Consider the following 26,286-nt stretch of genomic DNA (forward strand, 5'->3'; position numbering starts at 1 on the left):
AATTTGTATATATCAAAACCTTTAAATGAATATGTAATGAAACTTTTAAGGATGCTATTTTATTAGGAGCTTCTGCCTTGTTTGAGAAATAATATTTACTAATATGTGTCGTATATAATTAAAAATAGTATAAGTAATATATTTATTATATTTTACTTATATATAAGAGTCCAAGAAAAATAATCTTTTTGTAATGTCTATGTAATTCTGCTTTTAGACCTTTGTGACAGAATTATAATTTTCTATATTATAAACTTTAAATTTTGAATGCATGAAACAAGTAAATCTTAGAATCTATCGAATGATTCTGATATTATTAGTAGGGCTGTCCCTATCGGCAGGTGCTTACGCACAGCAGATCTCTGTGGGGGGAATAGTAAAAGATCAGATGGGGGAACCTGTGATCGGTGCCAATGTTATCGTGAAAGGAACTTCTAATGGAGTTATTACAGACATAGATGGTAAGTTTGCATTGTCGGCTGCCAAGAATGATATTTTGATTATCAGTTTTGTCGGTTTTACGAGTCAGGAAATTCCGGTAACGGGAAAAGATTTGATGGTAACTTTGAAAGAAGATACCGGACTTCTGGACGAGGTGGTTGTTTTGGGATATGGCGCGAATGCCCGGAAACAAGACTTGTCAGCGGCTGTGGGTGTATTGAGTAACACGGATGACTTGACGGTGCGTCCGGTTAGCTCTACGGAAAGTCTGTTGCAAGGTCAGTTAGCGGGTGTTACGGTACAATCTAATGGCGGTGATCCTACATCCACTCCTTCTATTGTTATTCGTGGACAAGGTTCTCAAAATGGTGACAACGTACTTTGGGTAGTTGACGGCGTTCCGGGTGCTCCTATTGCTTCAATGAGTGATATTGAATCTATTGTCGTATTGAAAGATGCCGCGTCTGCTGCTATTTATGGTGCGCAATCAGGTGCGGGCGGCGTTATCCTGGTTACTACCAAAAAAGCTAAAGCGGGTATTCCTACTCTTAGCTATGAAGGCACTTACGGCATTCGCCAGGCTACAAATTTGCCGGAACCGTTAAATGCCGAGGAAGAGTTGGAGATGCGTAAACGCTCTTATGCCAACGCGAATGTGACTTTACCTGACGGTTGGAATATAGAAAAGAATCCATGGATCGGTACTACCCGTACAAACTGGATGGATGAGATTTTTCGTACAGCTTTCTATCAGCGTCATAATATTGCTTTAAATGTAGGTACCGACAACTATTCCAGTCGCTTATCTTTTTCATTTGATAACGATGAAGGTGTATTGATTAATACTTATAATAAGAATTATGCAATTCGTTATAATGGCAAGTTTGATTTGAATAAGTGGGTATCTATTAGTGAGGATCTGGTATGGAAGAATACTGAGAATCGTTCAAAAGATACAAACGACGCTTATACAGGTCCTGTTTTATCTGCAATTTATATGCCGGCAAGTGCTACTGTCTATAATCCGTTGGATGGTACTTGGGGAGGCACTACTACGGAGGATCCTGAATACATAGCTAAATATGGAAGCAATTTCGCCGGTGCTCATGGTGATGCGGTCAATCCGGTACGTTTACTGAGAGCTGAAAACCGTTTTAATAGAACCAGCGATGTGTGGAGCACTACCAGTTTGCAGATAGCCAATATAATACAGGGCTTGAAGTTTACCAGCCGTTTTACCTATAATCTGAAAACCAATAATTATAAGAACTTCCGTCCCATTCAAGATGAACCGGGTAAACCTAATAATTCAAATAGCCTGGATGTAACCAACTACCGTACAGATGCTTGGAAAACGGAGAATACTCTAACTTATGATAATAGTTTCGGAAACCATACAGTTGGTGCCTTATTCTCTACTACAGCCGACCATTATAATGTACGCGGACTGAAAGTAAATGGTAAGAATTTTGCTGATGAAAGCCCGTATCTGCAGTATCTGGCATATGCAGGAACTACTTCTGCTACAGATTATTTGACAGGGCCTGATGCCAACGTTTCATTAGTAGCTCGTCTCGCTTACTCTTATGATGATCGTTATTTTGTGACGGCATCTTGGCGTCGTGACTATGCCGGTCGTTTACCGAAAGAGAATAACTTTGGTGATTTCCCCGCAGCTACCTTAGCTTGGAAGATTTCTAATGAAAAGTTCTTTAAAAAGAGTGATTTCATCGGTATGTTGAAGTTGCGCGCTTCTTGGGGGCGTGTAGGTAATTTGGGTTCTATTGACTATAATTACAAGTCACTCTTATTGGGAACATCATACTGGCAAGAACAAGCTCAATATGGTGTGATAAATAATGCAACCTGGAATAATTTTGTATATAATTCCACTGCAATGAATAGGAACTTGACATGGGAGACTTCTGAACAGTGGGATTTAGGTTTAGATGTTGAACTGTTCAAAAATCGTTTGGCATTGTCGTTTGATTACTTTGATAAACGTACCTTTAACTTGATTCAGAAGCAAACAATGAATTGGCCAAGTTCTATTGGATTGAATCCGTTGTTAATTAATCAAGGTGAAGTTCGCAACCGTGGTATTGAAGTACAGGCTAACTGGAATGATCGCGTTAATAAGGATTTTTCTTACTTCGTGTCGGGTAATTTTTCATATCTGAAGAATTGGGTTTCGGATATTGGCGTAAAGAATGCTGATGGTAGTCCTGGCGTATGGACAGATAGTGATTCTAAATTCCGTAACATTCCTTATACTCGCCAGACTGCCGAGGGAGAACCTTTGAACTCTTACTATTTGATTAAGACTAACGGTATCTTTCAAAGTGATGCGGAAGCGGCCGCTTATGTGGATAAGAATGGAAAACGTATCCAACCGAATGCCGTAGCTGGTGATTTGAAGTTTATTGACTATAATAACGATGGTAAGATTGACGATAAGGACCGCCAATATTGTGGAAGCGCTACTCCAAAAACAACGTATTCATTTTCATTTGGCGCTACTTACAAGAAATTCTCTTTTAGTGCTATGTTCCAGGGAGTAGGGGGGGCTCAGGCATTTTACGCTGCTAAATCTGTAATTCTGAGTGATGCGGATGGTAATTTCAACCGCGTAAAAGATATTTTGAATGCGTGGAGCCCTACTAATACATCTTCTAATATTCCCAGACTTTCGATGAATGACCCGAACTCCAATTTCTCTACGGCTTCTGACTGGTATCTGGAAAGTGCTTCTTACTTGCGTCTTAAGAATTTGACTTTATCTTATGATTTGACCGATGTTCTTCAAAAATGGTCACATCTAAAGGAACGCAACAGTCGTATGTCTGTTTATTTTAGTGGTGAAAACCTCTTTACGATTACTGATTATTCTGGTATGGATCCGGAATGCGGAGGATGGGATGCTATGAAGTATCCTGTATCCAGAGTATTTTCTTTTGGTGTTAAACTAACTTATTAATAAAAACAGTTATGAAAAAATATATACCATTATTGGCGTTATCGGCACTAACCTTTTGTTCTTGCTCTGACTTTTTAAATGTGCAGCCGGAAGGCAATCCTGCCACTACATCCTATTTCTTGAATGATGAACAAGCTATTGATGCCATTGACGGGCTCTATGCTCCTATTCATCAGGAAAAAGGCTTTGGACGTGAGTTGTTTTGGGAACAAGGTGCTGCTTGTGATATAGTATGGGCTAAATCACGTGGCTTCAACTCATTGGCCACCTTTAACTATAACGGTGATGAAAGTCCTATCAGTGGTGGATTTGATTTATTCTATCAGAATATGGCTCGTTCCAACTGGATTATCAAGCAGTTGCTTGCCAAAGAAAAAAAAGGTGGACTAAGCGATGTAGAACATCGGAGTTTGGGTGAAGCTTTCTTTATGCGTGGCATGGCTCATTTTTGGATTGCTTACCGTTATGGAACGAAAGACCAAGGTGTACCTTTTGTGCGCTACGAAGATTTCGAGGGCGATTATGATAATTCCATACCTCCACAGCAAGCTTCTGTAATAGACAATTATAAGTTCATTATAGAGGATATGGATAATGCCATTTCTTATTTGCCGAAATTCGAAGAATATTCGGATGATGATAAAGGACGTGCTCACAAAGCTGCCGCTGTAGCCTATAAAGCTAAAGTATATGCCTATTGGGCTACGTGGGATGAAATTCAATGGAATAATGTAATTGCTATGGTTAATTCTCTGGAAACAGACTATGGGCGTGATTTGGCCGATACTTTTGCAGAAGTGTTCTCTTCGGAGTTTGCGGATTTTTGGAATAAGGAATATATTTGGTCTATTCCTTCCAATGGTGGTTCTACAGGCGGTGGCGTTGAATTCCCCGGAGTGATTCTGGAAGATAAAGCTTGGGGCATATATAATGGCTGGGGCCAAATTAAGCCTTCTTACGATATTTATGAAGAAATGGCAAAAGACGGTGTTGGTAATGATCGTCTGGTGCGTTCTATTTTGGAATATAATCAAGAGTTCGAGTTTTTTGGTGAGAAACGTAAATTCTATACTGATACAAACTTGGATGTCGGTTTCCAGATTAATAAATATATGGACCCGTTCAAGCATAAGGATGCCGATACTAAAGGATACGTAAATACAAATGGCAACTACCCCACTGCTCGTGTAAATTTCCCATTGATTCGTTTTGCGGAAATGCTGCTGTTCCGTGCCGAAGCCTATTTAATGACAAACCAACCTGGTAAAGCGAAAGAAGATTTGAATCGTATCCGCAGACGCTCTAATTTGAAAGAGTTAACAGATATGCCTACTATGGCAGATTTATATCATGAACGTCGTTGTGAGTTGGCTTTTGAATATACTGACCACTTGTTTGATTTGAAACGTTGGCATCGTTCATCAAATGCCGTAATCAAAAAATTAGCTGCAAAAGAATTGAATGCCCATCCCCGTATCCGTAAGTATGCAAACCGTTCTAATCCGGAGTCAACTTTTACAATAGAGCCATATGCTGACTATCTGAATAAGACTCCTTACCAGGATTATATGATGGTATTTCCATATCCGTCTGAACAAATTACTAAATCAAACGGCAAATTAATACAAAACGACGGTTATTAATTAATCTTTTTAATCGAAAGATTAATTAATAAATAGATCATTGCCATTGGTATAGTCTGCAAGGCAAGGGTTGGTATCTAAGTATATGAATCCTTGCTGAACTTTCTCCTTTTGCTTTTCTTTGCAAAGGATTTCGATAGAGTAAAATCTTCAAACATGTAATTTAATGAAACTAAATACTTTTACATGTGCAACTATTGCATTTATTGTTTGTAGTTCTTGTACGTCCGGTAAACATTCTCCTGTTGACTATGTAGATCCTTTCATTGGTACAGGTTTTCACGGTCATACGTATCCGGGGGCGACTGTTCCTTTCGGTGCGGTACAATTGAGTCCTGATACCCGTGCGGGAAATTGGGATGCCTGTGCAGGATATCACTATGATGATACAATTTTAAAAGGCTTCTCGCATACGCATCTGAGCGGAACCGGATGTCTTGATTTGGGTGACATTTTGTTTCGTCCTACAACTCTAAAACCGGATCTGACCGCCGAAAGCATTTGCCGACCGGCTAATTTCTCACACAAAGATGAAAGGGCGTCGGCGGGTTATTATTCGGTGATATTGAAAGATGAAGGGATAAAAGCGGAATTGACCGCAACGACTCATGCCGGCATGCACCGTTATACATTCCCTTCCGGAAAACCCGTTACTATTATTGTCGATTTGGCTCATTTACTTGACAATGAATATATCTATGAAGCGGAATTGGAACGGACAACATCTAATGAGATTGTGGGAATGCGTAGAACCAGAGGTTGGACAGATAATCAATATGTTTATTTTGCAGCCCAGTTCTCAGAACCTTTTCAAACTGTTGAGTTTGTACAGGATAAAAAGATAGTTTCCGCCGAAACCAAACAGGTGGGTACTGACTTGCAAGCGGTTCTGACATTCGCTGACAAAGACGGAGAACCTATAATCGCCAAAGTAGGATTGTCATTGGTAAGCGTGGACAATGCGCGTAAAAATCTGGCGGAGGAAGTGAAAGACTTCAATTTTGATGCTGTGTGTGCTGCCGCCCGGAATGACTGGGAACAAGCGCTTTCATCCATTACTGTCGAGGGAGGCGGTACAGACGATTTGAAAAATTTCTATACTGCCATTTATCATGCTATGGTTGTTCCTAATGTAGTGAGTGATGTCAACGGTGAATATCGGCGGCATAATATGCAGATAGGACAATTGCCAAAAGGGAAAATGCAATACTCCACTTTCTCTCTTTGGGACACTTTCCGTGCATGGAATCCTTTGATGACGTTGATTGATACTGCATTGGTCAATAATATGGTGAACTCTTATCTGAATATTTACGATGCTTCCGGAGAACTTCCTATTTGGCCACTTTCTGCCGCAGAGACGGGAACAATGATAGGATACCATTCGGTATCTGTTATTGCTGACGCTTATTTGAAGGGGATTAGAGGATTTGATGCGGAAAAGGCATTGGATGCAATGAAGGTTTCCTCTGAAAAGAATAAAAAAGGAGCGGATTACTATATAAAATATGGATTTATCCCTTCGAACATAAAGAAAGAATCTATATCTTGCTTGCTGGAATTTGCTTATGATGATTGGTGCATAGCGCGTATGGCTCAAGAAATGGGAAAAGAAGATGTTTATCGGAAATATATTGAACGTTCCCAGAACTATATCAATGTGTTTGATGGTTCTACCAAATTCTTCCGTGGAAAGCGGATGGATGGCAATTGGGAGACTTCTTTCAATCCATTCGAGGTAGGACGTTCCTATACGGAAGCTACTGCCTGGCAGTATCGCTTTTCCGTACCCTATGATGTGAACGGAATGGTGCAATTGTTTGGGGGCAAGGAAAAATTCATCACTGCACTCGATTCCATATTTATCGCAGACCCAAATGTGCATGGTGATCTTGCGGATATCACAGGGTTGATAGGACAGTATGCTCATGGTAATGAACCCAGTCACCATATCGCCTATTTGTATGATTATGTAGGGCAGCCCTGGAAGACACAGGAAATGACACGCCGCTTACTTGATGAGATGTACCAACCTACTCCGGGAGGTATCAGCGGCAATGAAGATTGTGGACAGATGTCCGCATGGTATATCTTGTCCGGTCTGGGCATTTATTCCGTTTGTCCGGGAAGCAATGAATTTGCATTGACCACCCCTCTGTTCGAGAAAGCGGTGCTTAAGTTGGCAAATGGAAAGAGATTGACTTTGCTTGCCAATGATCCGAAGAAGAATATCTATATCCATAAAGTAGAGTTGAATGGAAAACAGATAGATACTAACTTTATTACTTACGCTCAATTGATGGAAGGAGGAGAGCTTCGCTTTACTCTATCAGATAAGCCGGACAAAAGCAGAGGTATTTCGGAAGAGGCTTCTCCTTATTCTTATACCAAAGAAAAAGTGGTTTCCATTCCTTATGTAGATAGAGATCTGAACTTGTTTATGGATAAGGTGACAGTAGCTCTTGCCACAACGACTGAGGGCGCGGAGCTTAGATACACTCTGGATGGGACCGAACCTACAGAAAAGTCTTTGCTCTACGATAAACCATTTAAAGTAGATATGACTACACAGATTAAAGCAAAAGGATTTAAAGAGGGGTTCCGCCCGAGTAGAACTTTGTCTATTACAGCTACTAAAGCTGAATTGAAAGCGTCGCTTCCGGTACATCCTTCACGGAACGGTACATCCTATAAATATTTTGAAGGAACTTATCAAAAAGTGGCTGATATTGAAAAAACTCCATTGTTAGAGGCAGGTGTATTGCCGGAACCCTCTATAAAGGAAGCAAAACAGGAAGATCATTTCGGTTATATATTCTCTGGTCTGATTAATGTTCCCGAAGATGGAGTTTATACTTTCCAGACTCGTTCGGATGATGGTAGCGTTTTGTATATAGGCAATGAACTGGTGGTGAACAACGATGGTTCACATGCCGCTATTCCTGCTACAGGATGTATTGCGTTGGAAAAGGGATTCCATCCGTATATACTTTATTATTTTGAGGATTATGAAGGGGAGCATTTAAGCTGGTTCTGGAAACTTCCTTCTGCAAAGGAATTAGCACCGATTCCTGCTTCAGCCTTGTTTGTAAAATAATTAATGACATAATGCCATGGAAAAAATAATTTTATTAGTTTTGCCATTTTTCGCTGCATCATGCGGCCAAGTGAAACAACAGGCATCTGCACCGGAGCCTGTCAACGTCATGTCTTTCAATATTCGCTATGATAATCCGGAAGACAGTCTGGACAATTGGAGATACAGAAAGGATCGTGTGGCAAATGCTATCCATTTCTACGACGTGGATATATTGGGTACACAAGAAGTGCTTCATAATCAGTTGGAAGACTTGAAGCTGCGTTTGCCGGAATACGGCGTGGTTGGAGTAGGCCGTGAAGACGGTAAAGAGAAAGGGGAATACAGTGCACTTTGGTATAAGAAGGATCGTTTCAACGTGCTTGATTCTGGATATTTCTGGTTGAGCGAAACACCCGAGGTAGCCGGTTCAAAAGGTTGGGACGGTGCTTGTGAGCGTATCGCTTCATGGGTCAAACTGCAAGATAAGGTTTCCGGTAAAGAATATTTTGCCTTGAATACCCATCTGGATCATGTGGGGGGGATGGCACGTCGTGAAGGTATAAGCCTTATGCTGGATAGAGTGAATGAGTTAAGTGATGGATTACCGGTAATTGTGACCGGAGATTTCAATTCAGAACCGGAATCAGATGTGATCAAACACGTCACAGACTCTGCCAATCCGGAACATCTGACGGATGCTCGCCAGGCATCTCCCATTGTTTATGGGCCTTCCTGGAGCTTTCATGATTTCGGAAAGATTCCCTATAACAAACGTCCGTTGATTGACTATATATTCGTACGCAACGGTCTTAAAGTTTTGAGATATGGTATTTTGGCTGAAACGGAAAACAACGCGTTTTTGTCAGACCATACGCCTGTACTGGTAACGGTTGAATAGTGTATAAACTTAAGAAAGAGACAATTTAGTTAAAGTAATGATAACAATGAAAAATATATTGAGAAACTTCGTATTCATGGTTTGGGCAGTTGCATTATTGCCTGTCAATGTGTCGGCGCAAAATCGTAGAGACAAGGAGCAAACGTATGTATTGGAACAACCGTATGAAGTAACCAAGATAACTCCTTCTCAAGGAAAGAAGATAAAAAATGTTATTCTGATGATCGGAGACGGCATGAGTCTTATGCATGTATATTCTGCATGGACAGCCAACCGTGGTAAACTCTTCTTAGACAACTGTCAGGCTGTAGGTTTGTCGAAAACTTACTGTGCAGATAAACTGATTACTGATTCAGGAGCGGGGGGGACAGCTATTGCTACCGGACAGAAAACAAACTATTACTATGTAGGTGTAGATACTTTGGGACATCCTTTGAAATCATTGGTTGATTTTGCTGCTGCCAAAGGCAAATCTACGGGAATTGCAGTAACCTGCCGTCTTTGGGATGCTACTCCTGCTGATTTCTGTTGCCATAATAAAGACCGCGATGCTGAGAGTGAGATTGTGACAGATTATGTGAATTGTAATGCGGACTATGTATTTGGTGGTGGTGCCAAACTCTTTGAAAATCGCGAGGATGGACGTGATCTGTTCAAGGAGTTACGTGAAAAAGGTTTCCGGACTCCCCGTAGTTGGGATGAATTGGCAGGTATAAAGAGCGGTAAAGTATTCGCAGTTCCTTATCCGGTAGACACCCCGCTTCCTGCTGAACGTGGTGACCTCCTTGCACGTGCTTCATTGAAAGGAATTGATTTGCTGAATCAGAATAAAAATGGTTTCTTTATGATGATTGAAGGTTCTCAATTGGATGATTACGGGCATTTTAATGATCTTGATCTACTGATGCAGGAGACACATGACTTTGACCGCACTATCGGCGCTATTTATGAGTGGGCGGCCAAGGATGGTGAAACACTGGTTGTTGTTACTGCAGACCATGAAACTGGTGGCCTTACATTAGTAGATGGTGATTTAAAGGAGGGTAAAATCGTATGTAAATTCTCTACAGGCGGGCATAGTGGTGTGATGGTGCCGGTATATGCTTTTGGCCCCGGAGCACAGGAATTTACCGGAATTTATGAGAATACTGCTATCTTTGACAAGATAAAGAAATTACTTGATCTTTAAACTAAAACAATATTTCCCATGCTGAAACACATTTTGTTTACATGCTTCCTTTTCTTTACGGCAATTCCGTTGCTGAAAGCTCAGGGCTGTGGCAATGATGAAAAATATCATTTGCCTTATAAAAACACGTATGTAAAAGAACCTTTGGTAGCCGAGAACGAGTACCGCATAGCCAAACCCGAAACCGTTGAACCGAAGAGTTTCGAAGAAGCCCGGCAGATTCTTCCTAATCCTATTTGGGCCGGACACGAAAAGGAACTTGAAATGTATTGGAGAGCATGGGAAATAGCTGTTGGCAATATCCGTGCTCCTCAACAGGGTTCAGGTTTCGTATCAAGTTATCTGGATACGGCTTACAACGGTAATATCTTTATGTGGGATTCTTCTTTCATCCTAATGTTTGCACGATATGGTACGCGCTTCTTCCCTTTCCAGCGTACATTGGACAATTTCTATGCCAAGCAGCATCCCGATGGTTTTATCTGTCGTGAAATAAAGGCCGACGGAGCCGATTGCTTCGAGCGTTACGATCCGGTCAGCACTGGTCCTAACTTGATGCCTTGGTGTGAAATGGTTTATTATTACCAGTTCGGTGATACGGAACGCCTGCATAAGATATTCCCGGTACTTTGTGCGTATTACAAGTGGTTGAAACTCAACCGTACGTGGCGTAACGGAACTTATTGGTCAAGCGGATGGGGAACCGGTATGGATAATATGCCCCGTGTGCCCGAAGGTTACAGTCCTATTTACAGTCATGGACATATGATTTGGCTGGACACCAATCTCCAACAACTGTTTACGGCCAACTTGTTACTTGAGATGGGATTCTATCTCGAACGTTGGCAGGAAATAGAGGAATTCGAAGATGAGGCCAAGATGTTAGGGAAGTATATCCATGATAATCTTTGGGATGAAAAGACAGGTTTCCTGTATGACCAATATGCTGATGGTACACTCTGCAAAACAAAAGGAATAGGTGCCTATTGGACATTGCTCACTGATGTGTTGGATGATAAACAGCTTGACCGTATGGTGAAAGAATTAGATAATCCGGCAACGTTTAACCGGAAATTTCGTATTCCCTCTTTGTCGGCAGATCATCCTAAATATAAAGAGAACGGGCGTTATTGGCAAGGTGGCATATGGCCGGGTACCAACTATATGGTGATGCAGGGACTTGTAAAGAAGGGATATCATAAATTGGCCCGGGAGATTGCTTTGAATCATTATGCCGAGGTTCTGGAGGTATATAAAAATACAGGGACATTTTGGGAATACTATTCTCCGGAGAAAGCGGAGCCCGGATTTATGGCGAGAAAAGAATTTGTGGGCTGGACTGGGCTTCCTCCTATTGCCGAACTGATAGAGTTTATTATCGGCATTCGGGGAGATTATGTCAATCAGCAGATTATCTGGGATATGAATTTGACTGAAACTAACGGAATAGAGCGTTATCCTTTCGGTTCGGAAGGAATCATAAACCTGAAAGCTGAGGCACGTCGTTCTGCAAATGATGAACCACGTATCGCTGTTGATACGAATATCGGTTTTGAGTTGGTGGTGCTTTATGGTGGCAAGGAAAAGAAGGTGAATGTAACTCCTGGTAAGCATACCTATTAAAAAAGATTGTCTATGAAAAGAAATATGTCGCGGCGTCATTTTCTGAAAACAGGGGGACTCGCTTTGGCTGCTATGGCTATGTGCCCACCTTTGTCGTTGGCCTCCTCCGAAGTGCCGGTTCAGAAGTACATTTCTCTGCGTCCTCCTGTGGGCAAAAGACATTTTGTATCGAAGGCGGTAGAGGCAACTATTGAGCAGACCAGGCCAAAAATAAAAGATGAGAAGTTGCGTTGGATGTTTGAGAATTGTTTCCCTAATACGCTCGATACCACCGTCAGGTATAAAATGAAGGACGGCAGGGCGGATACATTTGTCATAACAGGTGATATTGACGCTATGTGGCTCCGTGATTCTTCTGCGCAGGTATGGCCTTATTTGCCATTGATGAAAGATGACAAGGAACTGCAACTTTTAATAGCGGGGCTTATTAACAGGCAGGCGGAATGTATCCGGATTGATCCTTATGCCAATGCATTCAATGACGGTCCGTTGGGCAGTTATTGGGAGACTGACCATACACAACATATGGTGAAAGAACTGCATGAGCGCAAATGGGAAATAGATTCTTTATGTTACCCCATACGTCTGGCTTATCACTACTGGTTGTTGACGAAAGATATTTCCGCATTTGATGCGGATTGGCACGAGACCATGAAGCTGGTAGTGCAGACCTTTAAAGAGCAACAACGCAAACAAGGTTTGGGGCCATACAGTTTTACGCGTGATTGTGACCGCCCGACTGATTCACAAATTAATAACGGATGGGGTGCGCCGGTAAAACCGGTGGGTTTGATCGTTTCCTCTTTCCGCCCTTCGGACGATGCTACTCAATACGGCTTCCTTATTCCTTCCAATATGTTTGCGGTGGTGTCATTACGGCAGTTGGCGGAGATAGAACGTGAGGTTTATGATAATCTTCCCTTTGCGGAAGAATGTACCGCATTGGCGGATGAAGTGGATGCCGCTATCCGTAGATATGGAACATTTAATCATCCTGTATGCGGGCGGATATATGCTTTCGAAGTGGATGGTTTCGGTAATGCCCTTTGTATGGACGATGCCAATGTTCCTTGTTTACTGGCGGCTCCTTATTTGGGTTACTGTTCGTTTAAGGATGCCGTCTACCGGAATACCCGTAAAATGATATGGAGTGAAAACAATCCTTATTTTTTTAAAGGTAAAGCCGGTGAAGGTGTGGGAGGCCCCCATGTGGGGTTGAACTACATTTGGCCGATGAGTATCATTATGAAAGCTTTTACGACGGATGACCCTGAGGAAATACGCAATTGCCTGAAACAATTGCGTGATACGGATGGCGGAACAGGTTTTATGCACGAATCCTTCAACTCGGAGAATGCCGCTGATTTCACGCGCTCTTGGTTTGCCTGGACGAATACATTGTTCGGTGAACTTATCCTTAAGATAATCCGGGAGTATCCCGGCCTTTTATCCCAAGCATTATGAAAATGGCTTATTGGTTGCTTACTGTATCATTTGCCCTTTTTCCGTATGGAGATGAAGTAGAAATATACTAATATCAAAGAATCATGAAAAAAATAGTTATTCTTTTATTCGTGTTGTCGGGTTGCGTCCCGGCTGCGGTTTTTGCGCAGAAACAATTCTCTTTTAAAGATGGGAAGTTTAAAATTGCCCAATTTACGGATTTGCATTGGACACCCCGATCTCTGGCGTGTACTGAAACAGAAGCGACCATCTGTGCCGTCTTGAAAGCGGAACATCCTGATATTGCCATATTGAGTGGAGATGTAGTAACTGAAGATCCTGCCATTGATGGTTGGAAGTCCGTGATTCGTATCTTCGATGAAGCTAAGGTTCCTTTTGTCGTTACTATGGGAAACCACGATGCGGAACACATGGCAAAGGACGATATCTATGATCTTCTTCTGGAGTCTCCTTATTATGCGGGAGCAAAAGGACCGGAAGGCATCATGGGATGTGGCAATTGTGTGATACCGGTTTATGGCTCGAAAAACAGAGAGAAAGTAGAAGCATTGCTGTATTGTATGGATTCTAATGACTATCAGCCGAACAAGCTTTACGGTCCTTACGACTGGATTCACTTTGACCAGATAGCATGGTATCGCGAGCAAAGCGCCCGTTTTACCAAAGAAAACAATGGAAGCCCTGTGCCTGCATTGGCTTTTTTCCATATCCCTTTGCTTGAATACAACGAGATAGCAGGTGATGGAAAGACTTTCGGTAATAACAGGGAAGGTAAAGTCGCTTCTGCGAATATCAATTCCGGCATGTTCGCTTCATTTATTGATATGAAGGATGTGATGGGTATATTTGCGGGTCACGATCATGATAATGATTACCTTGGAATTGACAAAGGCATTGTACTTGGGTACGGACGTGTAACCGGTGCGGATGCTTATGGTGAACTGACGAGGGGAGCCCGCATCATCGAACTGTACGAAGGCAAATTCAGGTTTGATACATGGATCACTACACCTTCGGGACGTGAAGCGACCTATTATTATCCTTCCGGCTTGAATTCGGAGGAAGAACGGACCGCGGACTACCTGCCGGCAGTAAAGAGTGTATCTTCGCCCAAACAAGGGGTGGCATATACCTATTATGAAGGAAAGTGTAAGCGGGTTGCCGGCATCGCTTCTTGTCCTAAAGTAAAAGAAGGAGTTATGAAGAATATTTCGATCAAAGAGGCTGCCGTTGCAGATCACTTTGCCTATGACTTCCATACGTTGATACGGATTCCCGAAAAAGGAGTATACCGTTTCTATACATTCTCGGATGACGGTTCAATGCTTTATATTGACGGTAAATTGGTTGTTGATAACGACGGTGGACATAGTGCCCGCCGCGCCGAAGGAAAAATTGCTCTTGAAAAAGGTTTTCATGAGTTGCATTTATTGTATTTTGAGGATTACATGGGGCAGGAATTGGAAGTAGGATTCTCCGGACTGGATTTTCCGGAAGTTCCTCTGCAGGATGAAATGCTGTTCTTACCGAATTAAGAGAGCGATTCTTTCAATAGTTATCATTGGACATCATCCGGTGTTCTTTCCTGTATTCATAGGGAGAAACGTTCTTTAAAGTTTTAAATTGGCGGGACAGGTTTTTGAGATTATTTATTCCTACTTGTTCCGCCACATCTGCAATCGGGGCGTCGCTTGCCAGAAGTAATTGTGCAAAACGCTCGATCCTGAGATTTAAGATATATTTGTGAATGGATTGCTTGGTGACCTCTTTGAAACGTATCTCCAACAGACGGCGCGATAAAGGCACTTGCTTGACAATGTCCGATACAGTGATGTCATTGGCTAAGTTCCGGTGGATATATTTCAAAGCTGTGTGAATATGTGTGTTGGTGGTAGAGTAAAAGTCTGTTGAAAGCCTATTTACTATATTTACCGGTTGGAGCACCACGTCTTGGTAAGAGCATTCTTCGTCGTTCAGTAAATGTTCTATAAGTTCGGCAGCTTCAAATCCACCTCTCACAATATTTTGACTGATACTGGATAGGGGAGGATCAGACAGATTGCATATTATTTCGTCATTATCAACACCTAATATGGCGATCTTGTCGGGTACTCTGATATTGTTAACCTTACAGATTTCAGTGATGCGGTTACCTTGGTTGTCATCACAAGCCATAAGCGCCGTGGGTTGTGGCAATGATTTTAACCATGTAAGCAGAGGAGGAGCTTCATAAAACCATAAATCATCAAGTGACTGCTCTTGATAGGAATAGAAATTATTGCCGAAACCATGTTCGGCTATACACTCGTAGAAGCCTTCGCAACGTTCCTGCGACCAAACGGTATCACGGTAACCATAGAAAGCGAAGTACCGGAATCCTTTGCTTAAAAAAAACTCTGCTGCCATCCTGCCGGTTTTGTGGTAGTCGCCGGTGATGTTGGGAATATTGCTGAATCTTGATTTGTAGTCTTGCGCAATTGCGATAATTCCGTTTTTACGGAACAACTCTACATTATCATCATTATCAAATCTACCGATAATGGCGTCTGCTTGCCACGCTTTTGCCCATTTCAGAACCCCTTCTATCCCATAAGTAAGTTTATAGGAAGGTGGCATCCGGCATACAACCCATGGTTCATGTTTTTTTGAGTATGCCAAAACCCCTTTCAATAAATTGTATGAAAAGGATTCTGTAAAGTCAGTCAATAGTATCAGTCGAATCATGGTATCTGGTAAAATCAAAATAAATGAAAGAAATTGCTTTAATTTGGTTTAGAAGCCTATCAGTTGGTCGTTTCTTATCTCCTTTTGTCTTTGAATATAACGATGAAATCATACTTAAAGAGTAATAAAATGGGATCTTGCATATCGACCTGACTGATAAACAGTGGCAAGTTATAGAAAATCTTTTAGATGACAAAGGGGCAAGCGTAAATATTCTCTCCGTTCCACTTTTAATGGCATTGTTTACTTGGCAAAGACCGGAAGCAATGGCGTATGCTTCCTAAGGAGTTTGCCTCTTGGGAACCAGCCAAATGTCATCCGTTTGTAGAATAATGGAGCAAAAAGATAGCGAGTATCCGCTTTTTGATAACAGACCCCTTGGTCGTTTCTGACATTCTGGGAGGAAAAGAAAGCCGAACGTAGGCTTTCGGACCCGGATAGGCGGGCTTCGGAGGTCGGACACCCCGGCTTTTTGCAAAAAGAAGCAGGCATTTTCTATAAAAGACGTAAGCATTTCCCCGAGAAGGCGTAAGCATTTCCCGAAAATGTCCTTATGTTTTGGTAATATCTCCTATTGTTATTCAAAATCCGGTCTGAAAGGAGCGTTTCATCTTCCGGTTGGCAATTGCAGGCAAGGCTTTCTGAAATGACAAAAAAGTGGGATATGGTTTCATCCGCAATGCTTTGGGTATAAATAAGGCGTCTTCACTTACCCGTTGCACCCAAATAACCCAAACGACAAGAACTATGCCATCGGTAGAATCCTGTAGAGTGCGTTTTTTCATTCAGGCAAGCTCTTCCGTCCGAAATAAGCGATTCTGAAGGGGGCCGATTATCAAAGTGACAGAATGATTCCAGCCTGCCCCGGATACCGGAACGATACTCACCACAGAGTTCACAAAGTTTTTAAGTTGTAATTAAACTTACTCCGTGTCCTCTGTGGTGAAATCTTTATTTGAAGCCATTATTCGATATTCATCGTCAACTGTATCCGTTTCCGTTCGAAGTCAATGCTCAGTACTTTCACCGTGACGTGCTGATGGATGGAGACCACTTCGGTGGGATCGGTGATGAATCGGTTGGCAAGCTGAGAGAGATGGACAAGCCCGTTTTCCTTGATGCCTATGTCCACGAAAGCACCGAAATTGGTGATATTGCTGACGATACCGGGAAGCACCATGCCTTCGCGGAGGTCATTGATGGTGCGAACATTTCGGTCGAATTCAAAAACCTGTATCGTGTCGCGCGGGTCACGTCCCGGTTTATCAAGCTCTTGGAGAATATCTTTCAGAGTGGGGAGCCCTACAGTGGGGGTGATATACTTTTCTACTTCGATACGGTTGCGCAGGGCTTTGTCGGCAATTAATTGGGGTACGGTACACGAAAGATCCTTCGCCATTTGATTGACGATACCATAACTCTCGGGGTGTACGGCGGTGTTGTCCAGTGGGTTCTCACCTCCGGCGATGCGAAGGAACCCTGCGCACTGTTCAAAGGCTTTGGCTCCCATGCGGGGTACTTTCATCAACTCTTTGCGAGAAGAGAAGGCACCGTTGGCAGCACGGTAGGAGACGATGTTCTGTGCCAGTTGCGGACCCAGCCCGGAGATGTAGGTGAGCAGATGACTACTGGCGGTATTGAGGTTGACGCCTACCTGGTTGACACAGTTCTCAACCGTCTGGTCGAGCGATTTCTTCAGCTTCGTCTGGTCTACGTCATGCTGGTACTGACCTACACCGATGGATTTGGGGTCGATTTTTACCAGTTCCGCCAACGGGTCCATCAGGCGGCGGGCAATGGATACGGCGCCGCGGACGGTGACATCATAATCGGGGAACTCGTCGCGGGCTATCTTGGAAGCGGAGTAGATGGAAGCACCCTGTTCACTGACGACAAATACCTGTACGGGACGGTCGAACTGCTGGTGGGTGACAAAGGTTTCTGTCTCGCGGCTGGCAGTCCCATTGCCGATGGCGATAGCTTCTATCTTGTAGGCTTCTATCATTTTCCGGAGTTTGGATGCGGCTTCGGCTTTTTTGTCTACCGGGGGATGCGGGTAGATATTTTCGTTGTGTACCAGATTACCTTGCGCGTCGAGACAGACTACCTTGCAACCGGTACGGAATCCGGGGTCGATGCCCATGACACGTTTTTGCCCCAGAGGCGGAGCAAGGAGCAGTTGGCGCAGGTTTTCGGCGAAAACACGGATGGCTTCATCGTCGGCTCTCTCTTTACTGAGGGCGGCAAACTCAGTTTCAATGGAAGGCTTTAGCAGGCGGCGGTAGGCATCCTGCACGGCTTCGGATACATGGCGTCCGCATTCGTTGGTGCTGCGTACGAACTGGCGATAGAGTCGTTCGAGGCATTCATCGTCGTCAGGGGTGATGCTGACCTTCAGCAAACCTTCGGCCTCGGCACGGCGGATGGCGAGCAGGCGGTGTGAAGTGCAGCGTTTCAGGGGAGAAGAGAAGTCGAAATAGTCGCGGTATTTGGCAGCTTCTTCATCTTTTCCTTTTACTACTTTGGCAGTGATAACAGCTTGACGGGCAAAGAGGTTACGCACGGCATTGCGGGCACGTTCGTCTTCGCTGACTTGCTCGGCAATGATGTCCCGGGCGCCTTTCAGGGCATCATCGGCATCTTTGACATCGCCTTTCACGAAGGCGGAAACCCGGGCGTTGAGGTTGTTCTCCCGCTGCATCATTATCAATAGGGCGAGGGGCTCGAGCCCTTTCTGACGGGCGGCTTCCGCACGGGTCTTGCGTTTAGGCTTGTAGGGCAGGTAGATATCTTCAAGGGCAGTGGCATCCCAGGTCGCATCGATGCGTTGCTGCAATTCGGGTGTCAGTTTGCCCTGTTCACTGATGGTGCCGAAAATGGTCTCTTTACGCTTGGCGAGGTCGGAGAGTTTATCGTACTGCGTTTTGATAGCTTCTATCTGCACTTCGTCCAGGCCGCCCGTGATTTCTTTACGATAGCGGCTGATGAAAGGGATAGTGGCTCCCTCGGCCAATAGCCTGAGGGTATTGCTGATTTGCTTTTCCGGCAGGTTGAGCGCTGCCGAAATCATTTTGTGAAAGATTTCCATAAACTATTTTTAGGACATTGAGCGACAAATGTACGCAATAAATCTACTATAACCATCAACTTTTAGTATCTTTGCGGGCATAAAAAACGGATACACACACTCTAAAACAGATGAATATGCCGGTGTCGCTTAAATATATTCTTTTTTTGCTTCTGGTGGTCATGGGTTGCTGCCGTCCCCTGACGGGATATGCCGCTACCGGAGAGAAACCTATCCTTATGATCTGTTCGTATAATCCGGGAGCGTATCCTACTTCAGCCAATGTTTCCGATTTTATGGATGAATATGAGAGATTAGGGGGCAAACGGGGAGTGGTCATTGAAAATATGAACTGTAAGAGCTTCTCTGATTTTCCTCGCTGGAAAGGGGTGATGAGAGACATTTTAGATAAATACCGGGGGAATCAGGAGCCGGCGTTGATTATTCTGTTCGGACAGGAGGCATGGGCCTCTTATTTGTCACTGAACGATTCGGTGACAGGGGAAGTACCCGTGTTGTGCGCACTGACCAGCCGGAATGTGGTACTACTTCCGGATGATGAAAAAGATTTGGCACACTGGATGCCGAAATCATCCGATTTTTATGAAGATAATCTGAAACGGCAGGTACGTGGCGGATTTATGTACGAATATGACATTGCATCGAACATCCGCATGATCCGGGCTATCTATCCGGATACAAAGAATATCGCTTTTATATCGGACAATACTTATGGGGGTGTCACTTTGCAGGCGCATGTGCGGAGGGAGATGAAACAGTTTCCTGAACTGAACCTGATTCTGCTGGACGGGCGCGAACACACCATTTATACCATTGTGGACGAACTTCGGAAACTGCCGAAACATACGGCTGTACTAATAGGCACGTGGAGGGTGGACAAGAACGAAGGCTATTTTATGAGGAATGCTACGTATTCGATGATGGAAGCGATTCCGGACATACCGACATTTACAGCTACTTCCATCGGACTGGGTTATTGGGCTGTCGGAGGGGTAGTGCCTGCTTTCCGGACATTTGGTAAAGAGCTGGCGGCGGAAACAGCCCGGTTGTTGGAAAATCCCGGAGATACGACACTACGGGTGGAAGTGGTAGGCACGGAAGCACTACTGGATAGTAAAAAAGTGAAGGAACAGAAGATAAACGTGGCTGCATTGCCTATGGCGGTGAAGCTGGTAAACGAATCACCTTCTTTCTATCAGCAATACCGGTATCAAATCTGGGGTGGAGTAGGCGTTCTGTGTGTCCTGGTTATGGGACTGCTGATTTCTATCTATTTCTATCTGCGGACGAAACGGCTGAAGGATGATTTGGAACGTTCGCAGGCGGATTTGTATGAAGCGAAAGACCGGGCGGAAGAATCGAATCGGTTGAAAAGTGCCTTCCTTGCTAATATGAGCCATGAGATACGGACACCACTGAACGCGATCGTGGGCTTTTCGGACGTGCTGGCTTCGGGTGGAAGCTCGGAAGAGGATCAGCGGAATTATTTCAGAATTATCCAGTCGAACTCCGATTTGTTGTTACGGCTGATTAATGATATACTCGATCTTTCGAGGTTGGAGGCAGATAAAGTGACGCTGACCCCGGAAGACTGTGACGTGGTTCAGCTATGCAGGCAGGCGTTGTCGTCGGTAGAGATGTCGCGCCGGGAATCGGGTAACCGGTTTGTTTTTGAAACCAAGATCGACTCTTTTGTTTTACAGGTAGATGTCCAGCGTTTGCAGCAGGTGCTTATCAATTTGCTGACGAATGCGGCGAAGTTTACCAAAAACGGTACAATCACATTGCAGTTTGAAGTAGACAGGGAGAAGAAGCGGGTATTGTTTGCTGTGGCGGATACGGGCTGCGGCATTCCGAAAGAGAAACAGAAGCAGGTGTTCGAACGGTTTGAGAAACTGAACGAATATGCTCAGGGGACTGGATTAGGACTTTCGATCTGTAAGCTGACAGTGGATAAGTGGGGTGGTAGTATCTGGATTGATCCTGACTATGAAAGAGGGGCGAGGTTTGTAGTTTCGCATCCGTTATAAGAAAAAGAGACTATCACGGGGTCACACAGAGTTTATTCTCTATTTAAATCTTCTCAGTGAGACTCTGTGGTGAATCAAATTTAAACCATTATTATGATGAAAAGATTGATTTGTATTTGTGCTTTCTTGCTTTGTCTGGTGTGTGTATTGCCGGCACAAGAGAGAGAAGTGAAACTGAAGATTGTGCAGACAAGCGATGTGCATGGTAATTACTTTCCTTATAATTTTATCACTCAGAAGGAGTGGGGCGGAAGCCTTGCACGCGTGTATGCGTTGGTGCAGAAGAATCGGGAAGTTTATAAAGAAAACCTTATTTTGCTGGATAACGGAGATATTCTGCAAGGACAGCCTTCGGCTTACTACTATAATTATATAGATACAGTAGCACCACATGTGTGTGCCGAAATGATGAACTTTATGGGATACGATGCCGGAAACATGGGAAATCATGATGTAGAAACGGGACGCCCTGTATTCGATCGTTGGATCGGTGAGTGTAAATTTCCGGTGCTGGGGGCTAATATTATCGAAACGGCTACGGGCAAGACCCATCTTCCTCCCTATCAAGTGTTGGAACGTGACGGGGTGAAGATTGTGGTACTGGGCATGATTACACCGGCTATTCCTGCCTGGTTGTCGGAGAATCTGTGGCAGGGGCTACGGTTTGACGATATGGAGGAGACAGCACGGAAGTGGATGAAAGTGATCCGTGAGAAAGAAAAACCGGATTTGGTGATCGGGCTGTTTCATGCAGGGCAGGATGCTTTTGTCATGTCGGGTAAGTATAACGAGAATGCATCGTTGAATGTGGCGAAGAATGTGCCGGGATTCGATATGGTACTGATGGGGCATGACCATGCCAAGGAGTGCAAAAAGATAGTGAACGTTGCGGGTGACTCCGTGCTGGTGATTGATCCGGCAAGTAACGGGATTGTAGTGTCGGACATTGATGTGACACTGAAACTGAAAGACGGCAGAGTGGTGAGCAAACAAATAGACGGGGTATTGACGGATACAAAAGAATATGGTGTAAGTGAAGCCTTTATGAGACATTTCGCAGTGCAATATGGTGCGGTAGAGAAGTTTGTTTCGAAGAAAATCGGTGTGTTTACGGAAGATCTGTCTACTCGTCCGGCCTATTTCGGCTCGTCGGCGTTTATCGATTTTATCCATTCGCTGCAACTCGACATTTCGGGGGCAGACATTTCGTTTGCCGCTCCGCTATCGTTTGATGCTGAGATAAAGAAAGGAGATATCCGCGTGAGCGATATGTTCAACCTGTATAAATATGAAAATATGCTTTATGTAATGAAGCTATCGGGAAAAGAGATTAAAGATTTTCTGGAGGAATCCTATTATATGTGGACGAATCAGATGAAGTCGCCGGAAGATCATTTGCTGTGGTTGAAGGAGAAACGTACGGCGGGTGCCGAAGACCGGGCCTCGTTCCAGAATTTCAGCTTTAACTTCGATTCGGCTGCCGGAATCATTTATACAGTGGATGTGACTAAACCGAAAGGAGAGAAAGTGACCATCGTCAGCATGGCAGACGGTGCTCCGTTCCGAATGGATCATATATATAAGGTAGCACTGAACTCTTACCGTGGCAACGGCGGTGGAGAACTACTGACAAAGGGATCGGGAATTCCACAAGAAAAGCTGAAAGAGCGTATCATATTCTCAACGGATAAAGATCTCCGTTTTTATCTGATGCAGTATATCGAAAAGAAAGGCACACTGAATCCCCGTGCGCTGAACCAGTGGAAATTTATTCCCGAAGAGTGGGTGAAGCCCGCTGCAGAGAGGGATTATGAATATCTGTTTGGAACTAAATAATAGAATATGGCTGAAGAACTTACATTTATATCGGGCAGCAAAGAGGAACAATATCTCTCTTTGTTGCCTCAGGTAAAGGCTCTGATAGAGGGGGAAGAGGACTTGGTTGCCAATTTGGCTAATGTAGCTGCTGTCTTAAAGGAAGCTTTCGATTTTTTCTGGGTAGGTTTTTATTTGGTGAAGCAGGACCGGCTGGTATTGGGACCGTTTCAGGGACCGGTGGCCTGTACGCGCATTCGAAAAGGTAAAGGAGTTTGCGGCACGGCCTGGGAGGAAGCTAAAACCCAATTGGTTCCGGATGTGGAAGCTTTCCCGGGACATATTGCTTGCAGCTCGCTTTCCAGATCGGAAATTGTGGTTCCACTGATAAAGGAAGGTAGGGTATGGGGAGTGTTGGACATAGACAGTGATCTCCTGAATTTCTTTGATGAAACCGACCGGAAATATCTGGAAGAAATGTGCAGATACTTATGAAAATAATAACTATCTTTGCCGACTTAAAAATAAGAGTGCAATAGGTGGGATACATCAAAAGAGTTCTATTATCGTTTCTGTTGTTGACGCTGTTCGTGACGTACCAGGTGAGCATTACGATGTTTACCCATGTGCATTACGTAAACGGTGTAATGATTGCGCACTCTCACCCCTATAAAGGTACTCACTCACATTCTACATCTAATATTGTTGTTATTGCCCATTTTGCTACATTCCATTCGCTGGAAGCCCATGTGCAATATGATTTTACACCCGAACGGCCGGTGCTGTTTACGGTAGAGATACCTGAGAGTATACCGGTGACAACTGAAACACATTTACGGGTAATTTCTTTGCGTGCCCCTCCGGCCGAACAGGCTTAAACTAAATTTAGGGGGAGAGCCCCTTTCCGTTTCTTTTACTCTTTTATATATCATAGCTAATAACAAACAATGAAAAATTATATAGTTATGCTTGTGCTTGCGTGTGTAAGCATGAGTTTGTATGCAGTCAATCCGATTAAAGAAGGTAATATGATTGCCGGACACGTTATTGTGAAAGGCACTGAAGAAAGCATTCCGTTCGCAACGGTAATGATATTGGGGACTAACCGTGGTGCGGTATCCAATGAAGAAGGGCAGTTTGAATTTCGTAAGTTGGCTGCCGGGAAATATACACTCCGTGTACAGGTAATGGGGTATAAAACACAGGAAAAAACAATCACGGTCAGTGCAGAGGCCACATCGGTGGTTCATTTCCAGATGGAAGAAGAGAGTTTTATGACAGATGAAGTGGTTGTCTCGGCCAACCGGAATGAGGTGAGCCGGAAGGCAGCGCCGGTGGTGGTGAACGTGATGAGCGCCAAGCTTTTTGAAACGGTGAATTCTACCGACCTGGCGAAGTCGCTTAATTTTCAATCAGGGCTGCGGGTAGAGAACAATTGTCAAAACTGCGGTTTTCCGCAAGTACGTATCAATGGATTGGAAGGTCCTTACTCGCAAATTTTGATTAATAGCCGTCCTATCATCAGCGCATTGTCGGGAGTGTATGGGCTGGAACAGATTCCGGTAAATATGATCGAACGTGTGGAAGTGGTGCGCGGAGGTGGATCGGCTCTGTTTGGGGCCAATGCTGTGGGAGGTACAATCAATATTATTACAAAAGATCCGATAAACAATTCTTTTCAGGTGGCAAGCACGATGTCTAATATGAATGGTAAGTCGTGGGAGCAATATATGGGAGGAAACGTTTCTCTGGTTGCGAAAGATAATTCGTACGGTATCGCTTTGTATGAGACATACCGAAATCGTAATCCTTATGATGCGGACGGGGATGGTTTTTCGGAACTGGGCAAATTGAATATGAATACTTTCGGGATGCGTGCATACTATCGTCCCAACTATTTCAGCCGCATCAATGTGGAGTATCACACAACAAATGAATTTCGCCGGGGTGGCAATAAATTCAATTTACAACCTCACGAATCGGATATTACCGAACAAACAAAACATATTATCAATAGCGGAGGATTAAGTTATGACCGTTATTGGGGAGAGAAGCATAAGATGTCTGTATATGGATCTATCCAGCATACGGATCGCAACAGCTATTACGGTGCTCAACGGGATATGAACGCGTATGGTAAAACAAACGACCTGACTTGGGTAGTGGGAGGTATGTATGTGGGAAATATGGACCGTTGTCTTTTTGCCCCTGCTACATTTACAGGTGGTGTAGAGTATCAGAATAACTCTCTGCACGATGTGATGACCGGGTATCATCGTGACATGCAGCAGGATGTCCGTATTGCCGGAGGATTTGTACAGAACGAATGGCGCTTGAACCGCTGGACCATGCTCGTGGGAGCACGTCTGGACAAGCATAACCTGATCGATCATCCGATCTTTAGCCCGCGTGTGAATTTTCTATATAAGCCGAGCGATAATTTGCAGGCACGTCTGACATACTCTACCGGCTTCCGGGCCCCGCAGGCTTACGATGAAGACCTGCATGTGACAGCTGTGGGAGGTGAAGGGGTGCAGATCCGACTGGCTGAGGGGTTACGTGAAGAACGTTCCAACAGCTTCAGTGGTTCGGTGGATTGGTCGTTCCCAATGGGACACTGGCAGTCTAATATTCTTCTGGAAGGTTTTTATACTGATCTGCATCATGTATTTGTGCTCGAGGATATCGGTCTGGACGAGAATGGAGATAAGATAAAGGAGCGCCGGAATGGCAGCGGGGCGAAAGTATATGGTGTCAATCTGGATGCGAAGGTAGCTCACGGGCGTGAGGCACAGTTGCAATTGGGATTTACAGTGCAACGCAGCAGATACAACCGGGCAGAGATATGGACCAGTGAAGGGGAAGAGGAACAGACAACGAAACGGATGCCTCGTACACCGGATTATTACGGTTATTTCACTTTCACGTCGGCACCGTTGAAGAGCTTTGACTTTTCACTTTCCGGTACTTATACCGGTAAGATGATTGTGCCGCATATGGCGGGATACATCGAGAAGTCGCGTATGGAGCATACTCCGCAGTTTGTGGACCTTAATCTGAAACTGAACTATACTTTTGTGCTGAAAGATCATATCAAGATGCAGGTGAACGGTGGAGTACAAAATATATTCAATAGTTTCCAAAAGGACTTGGATAAAGGAGAGTTCCGGGATGCAGGTTACTTTTACGGACCGACTCAGCCGCGGACTTATTTTGTGGGAATAAAGATAATGAATTAAATCCCGGGTTCACCACAGAGCCTCACAGAGTTTTATCGAGAAGAAATAGGAAAAACTCTGTGGGGCTCTGTCTATT

16 protein-coding genes are annotated in these 26,286 nt (G+C 44.0%); 13 read left to right on the forward strand and 3 right to left on the reverse strand.

Going from position 1 to position 26,286, the window contains the following annotated elements; all coding sequences use genetic code 11:
* Positions 1-271: 271 nt before the first annotated feature.
* The 8 genes from JZY04_RS08960 to JZY04_RS08995 all read left to right on the forward strand — a co-directional run bounded on the left by JZY04_RS08960 (position 272) and on the right by JZY04_RS08995 (position 14,849).
* Positions 272-3,418, forward strand: coding sequence for a TonB-dependent receptor (locus JZY04_RS08960; protein WP_122141864.1), 3,147 nt, complete (start codon positions 272-274; stop codon positions 3,416-3,418).
* Between the two features lie 11 nt (positions 3,419-3,429).
* Positions 3,430-5,061, forward strand: coding sequence for a RagB/SusD family nutrient uptake outer membrane protein (locus JZY04_RS08965; protein WP_122141865.1), 1,632 nt, complete (start codon positions 3,430-3,432; stop codon positions 5,059-5,061).
* Between the two features lie 166 nt (positions 5,062-5,227).
* Positions 5,228-8,158, forward strand: coding sequence for a GH92 family glycosyl hydrolase (locus JZY04_RS08970; RefSeq protein ID WP_122141866.1), 2,931 nt, complete (start codon positions 5,228-5,230; stop codon positions 8,156-8,158).
* Between the two features lie 16 nt (positions 8,159-8,174).
* On the forward strand, positions 8,175-9,038 hold the full coding sequence (locus JZY04_RS08975; RefSeq protein ID WP_122141867.1) for an endonuclease/exonuclease/phosphatase family protein: 864 nt from the start codon (positions 8,175-8,177) through the stop codon (positions 9,036-9,038).
* Positions 9,039-9,084: 46 nt separating this feature from the next.
* Positions 9,085-10,227: an alkaline phosphatase gene (locus JZY04_RS08980; protein ID WP_181996284.1), complete on the forward strand. Its 1,143-nt coding sequence runs from the start codon at positions 9,085-9,087 to the stop codon at positions 10,225-10,227.
* Positions 10,228-10,245: 18 nt separating this feature from the next.
* Positions 10,246-11,850, forward strand: a complete 1,605-nt coding sequence (locus JZY04_RS08985; protein WP_014298647.1) for a trehalase family glycosidase — start codon at positions 10,246-10,248, stop codon at positions 11,848-11,850.
* Between the two features lie 12 nt (positions 11,851-11,862).
* Positions 11,863-13,314, forward strand: a complete 1,452-nt coding sequence (locus JZY04_RS08990; protein ID WP_122141869.1) for a glycoside hydrolase family 125 protein — start codon at positions 11,863-11,865, stop codon at positions 13,312-13,314.
* Between the two features lie 83 nt (positions 13,315-13,397).
* Complete coding sequence (locus JZY04_RS08995) at positions 13,398-14,849, forward strand: PA14 domain-containing protein (protein WP_122141870.1); 1,452 nt, start codon at positions 13,398-13,400, stop codon at positions 14,847-14,849.
* Between the two features lie 13 nt (positions 14,850-14,862).
* Here the strand turns inward: JZY04_RS08995 and JZY04_RS09000 are convergent, their stop codons facing one another.
* From JZY04_RS09000 to JZY04_RS09010, 3 genes are all read right to left on the reverse strand, one after another.
* Positions 14,863-16,038 carry a DNA-binding transcriptional regulator gene (locus JZY04_RS09000; protein ID WP_032566833.1) on the reverse strand — a complete coding sequence of 392 codons (1,176 nt, stop codon included), beginning with the start codon at positions 16,036-16,038 and terminating at the stop codon, positions 14,863-14,865.
* Between the two features lie 581 nt (positions 16,039-16,619).
* The gene (locus tag JZY04_RS09005) at positions 16,620-16,823 is read right to left on the reverse strand and encodes a hypothetical protein (RefSeq protein WP_181996286.1); all 204 of its coding nucleotides are present in this window, start codon (positions 16,821-16,823) and stop codon (positions 16,620-16,622) included.
* A gap of 179 nt (positions 16,824-17,002) precedes the next feature.
* Positions 17,003-19,126 carry a Tex family protein gene (locus JZY04_RS09010; protein WP_005776573.1) on the reverse strand — a complete coding sequence of 708 codons (2,124 nt, stop codon included), beginning with the start codon at positions 19,124-19,126 and terminating at the stop codon, positions 17,003-17,005.
* 116 nt (positions 19,127-19,242) lie between these two features.
* On the opposite strand from JZY04_RS09010, the gene JZY04_RS09015 reads away from it, so the two are divergent.
* The 5 genes from JZY04_RS09015 to JZY04_RS09035 all read left to right on the forward strand — a co-directional run bounded on the left by JZY04_RS09015 (position 19,243) and on the right by JZY04_RS09035 (position 26,210).
* Positions 19,243-21,156, forward strand: a complete 1,914-nt coding sequence (locus JZY04_RS09015) for a HAMP domain-containing sensor histidine kinase (RefSeq protein WP_220575419.1) — start codon at positions 19,243-19,245, stop codon at positions 21,154-21,156.
* A gap of 96 nt (positions 21,157-21,252) precedes the next feature.
* A complete protein-coding gene (locus JZY04_RS09020) occupies positions 21,253-22,992 on the forward strand; it encodes a bifunctional UDP-sugar hydrolase/5'-nucleotidase (RefSeq protein ID WP_005808913.1) in 1,740 nt (579 codons plus the stop codon).
* A gap of 6 nt (positions 22,993-22,998) precedes the next feature.
* Positions 22,999-23,466: a GAF domain-containing protein gene (locus tag JZY04_RS09025; protein WP_005776577.1), complete on the forward strand. Its 468-nt coding sequence runs from the start codon at positions 22,999-23,001 to the stop codon at positions 23,464-23,466.
* 44 nt (positions 23,467-23,510) lie between these two features.
* Positions 23,511-23,849: a hypothetical protein gene (locus tag JZY04_RS09030; RefSeq protein WP_005776578.1), complete on the forward strand. Its 339-nt coding sequence runs from the start codon at positions 23,511-23,513 to the stop codon at positions 23,847-23,849.
* Between the two features lie 69 nt (positions 23,850-23,918).
* Positions 23,919-26,210, forward strand: coding sequence for a TonB-dependent receptor (locus JZY04_RS09035; protein WP_122141872.1), 2,292 nt, complete (start codon positions 23,919-23,921; stop codon positions 26,208-26,210).
* The last annotated feature ends 76 nt before the right edge of the window (positions 26,211-26,286 follow it).

Origin of the sequence: Bacteroides sp. 11BF (genome assembly GCF_019633765.1) — a bacterium.
Taxonomy (GTDB): Bacteria; Bacteroidota; Bacteroidia; order Bacteroidales; family Bacteroidaceae; genus Bacteroides; species Bacteroides hominis.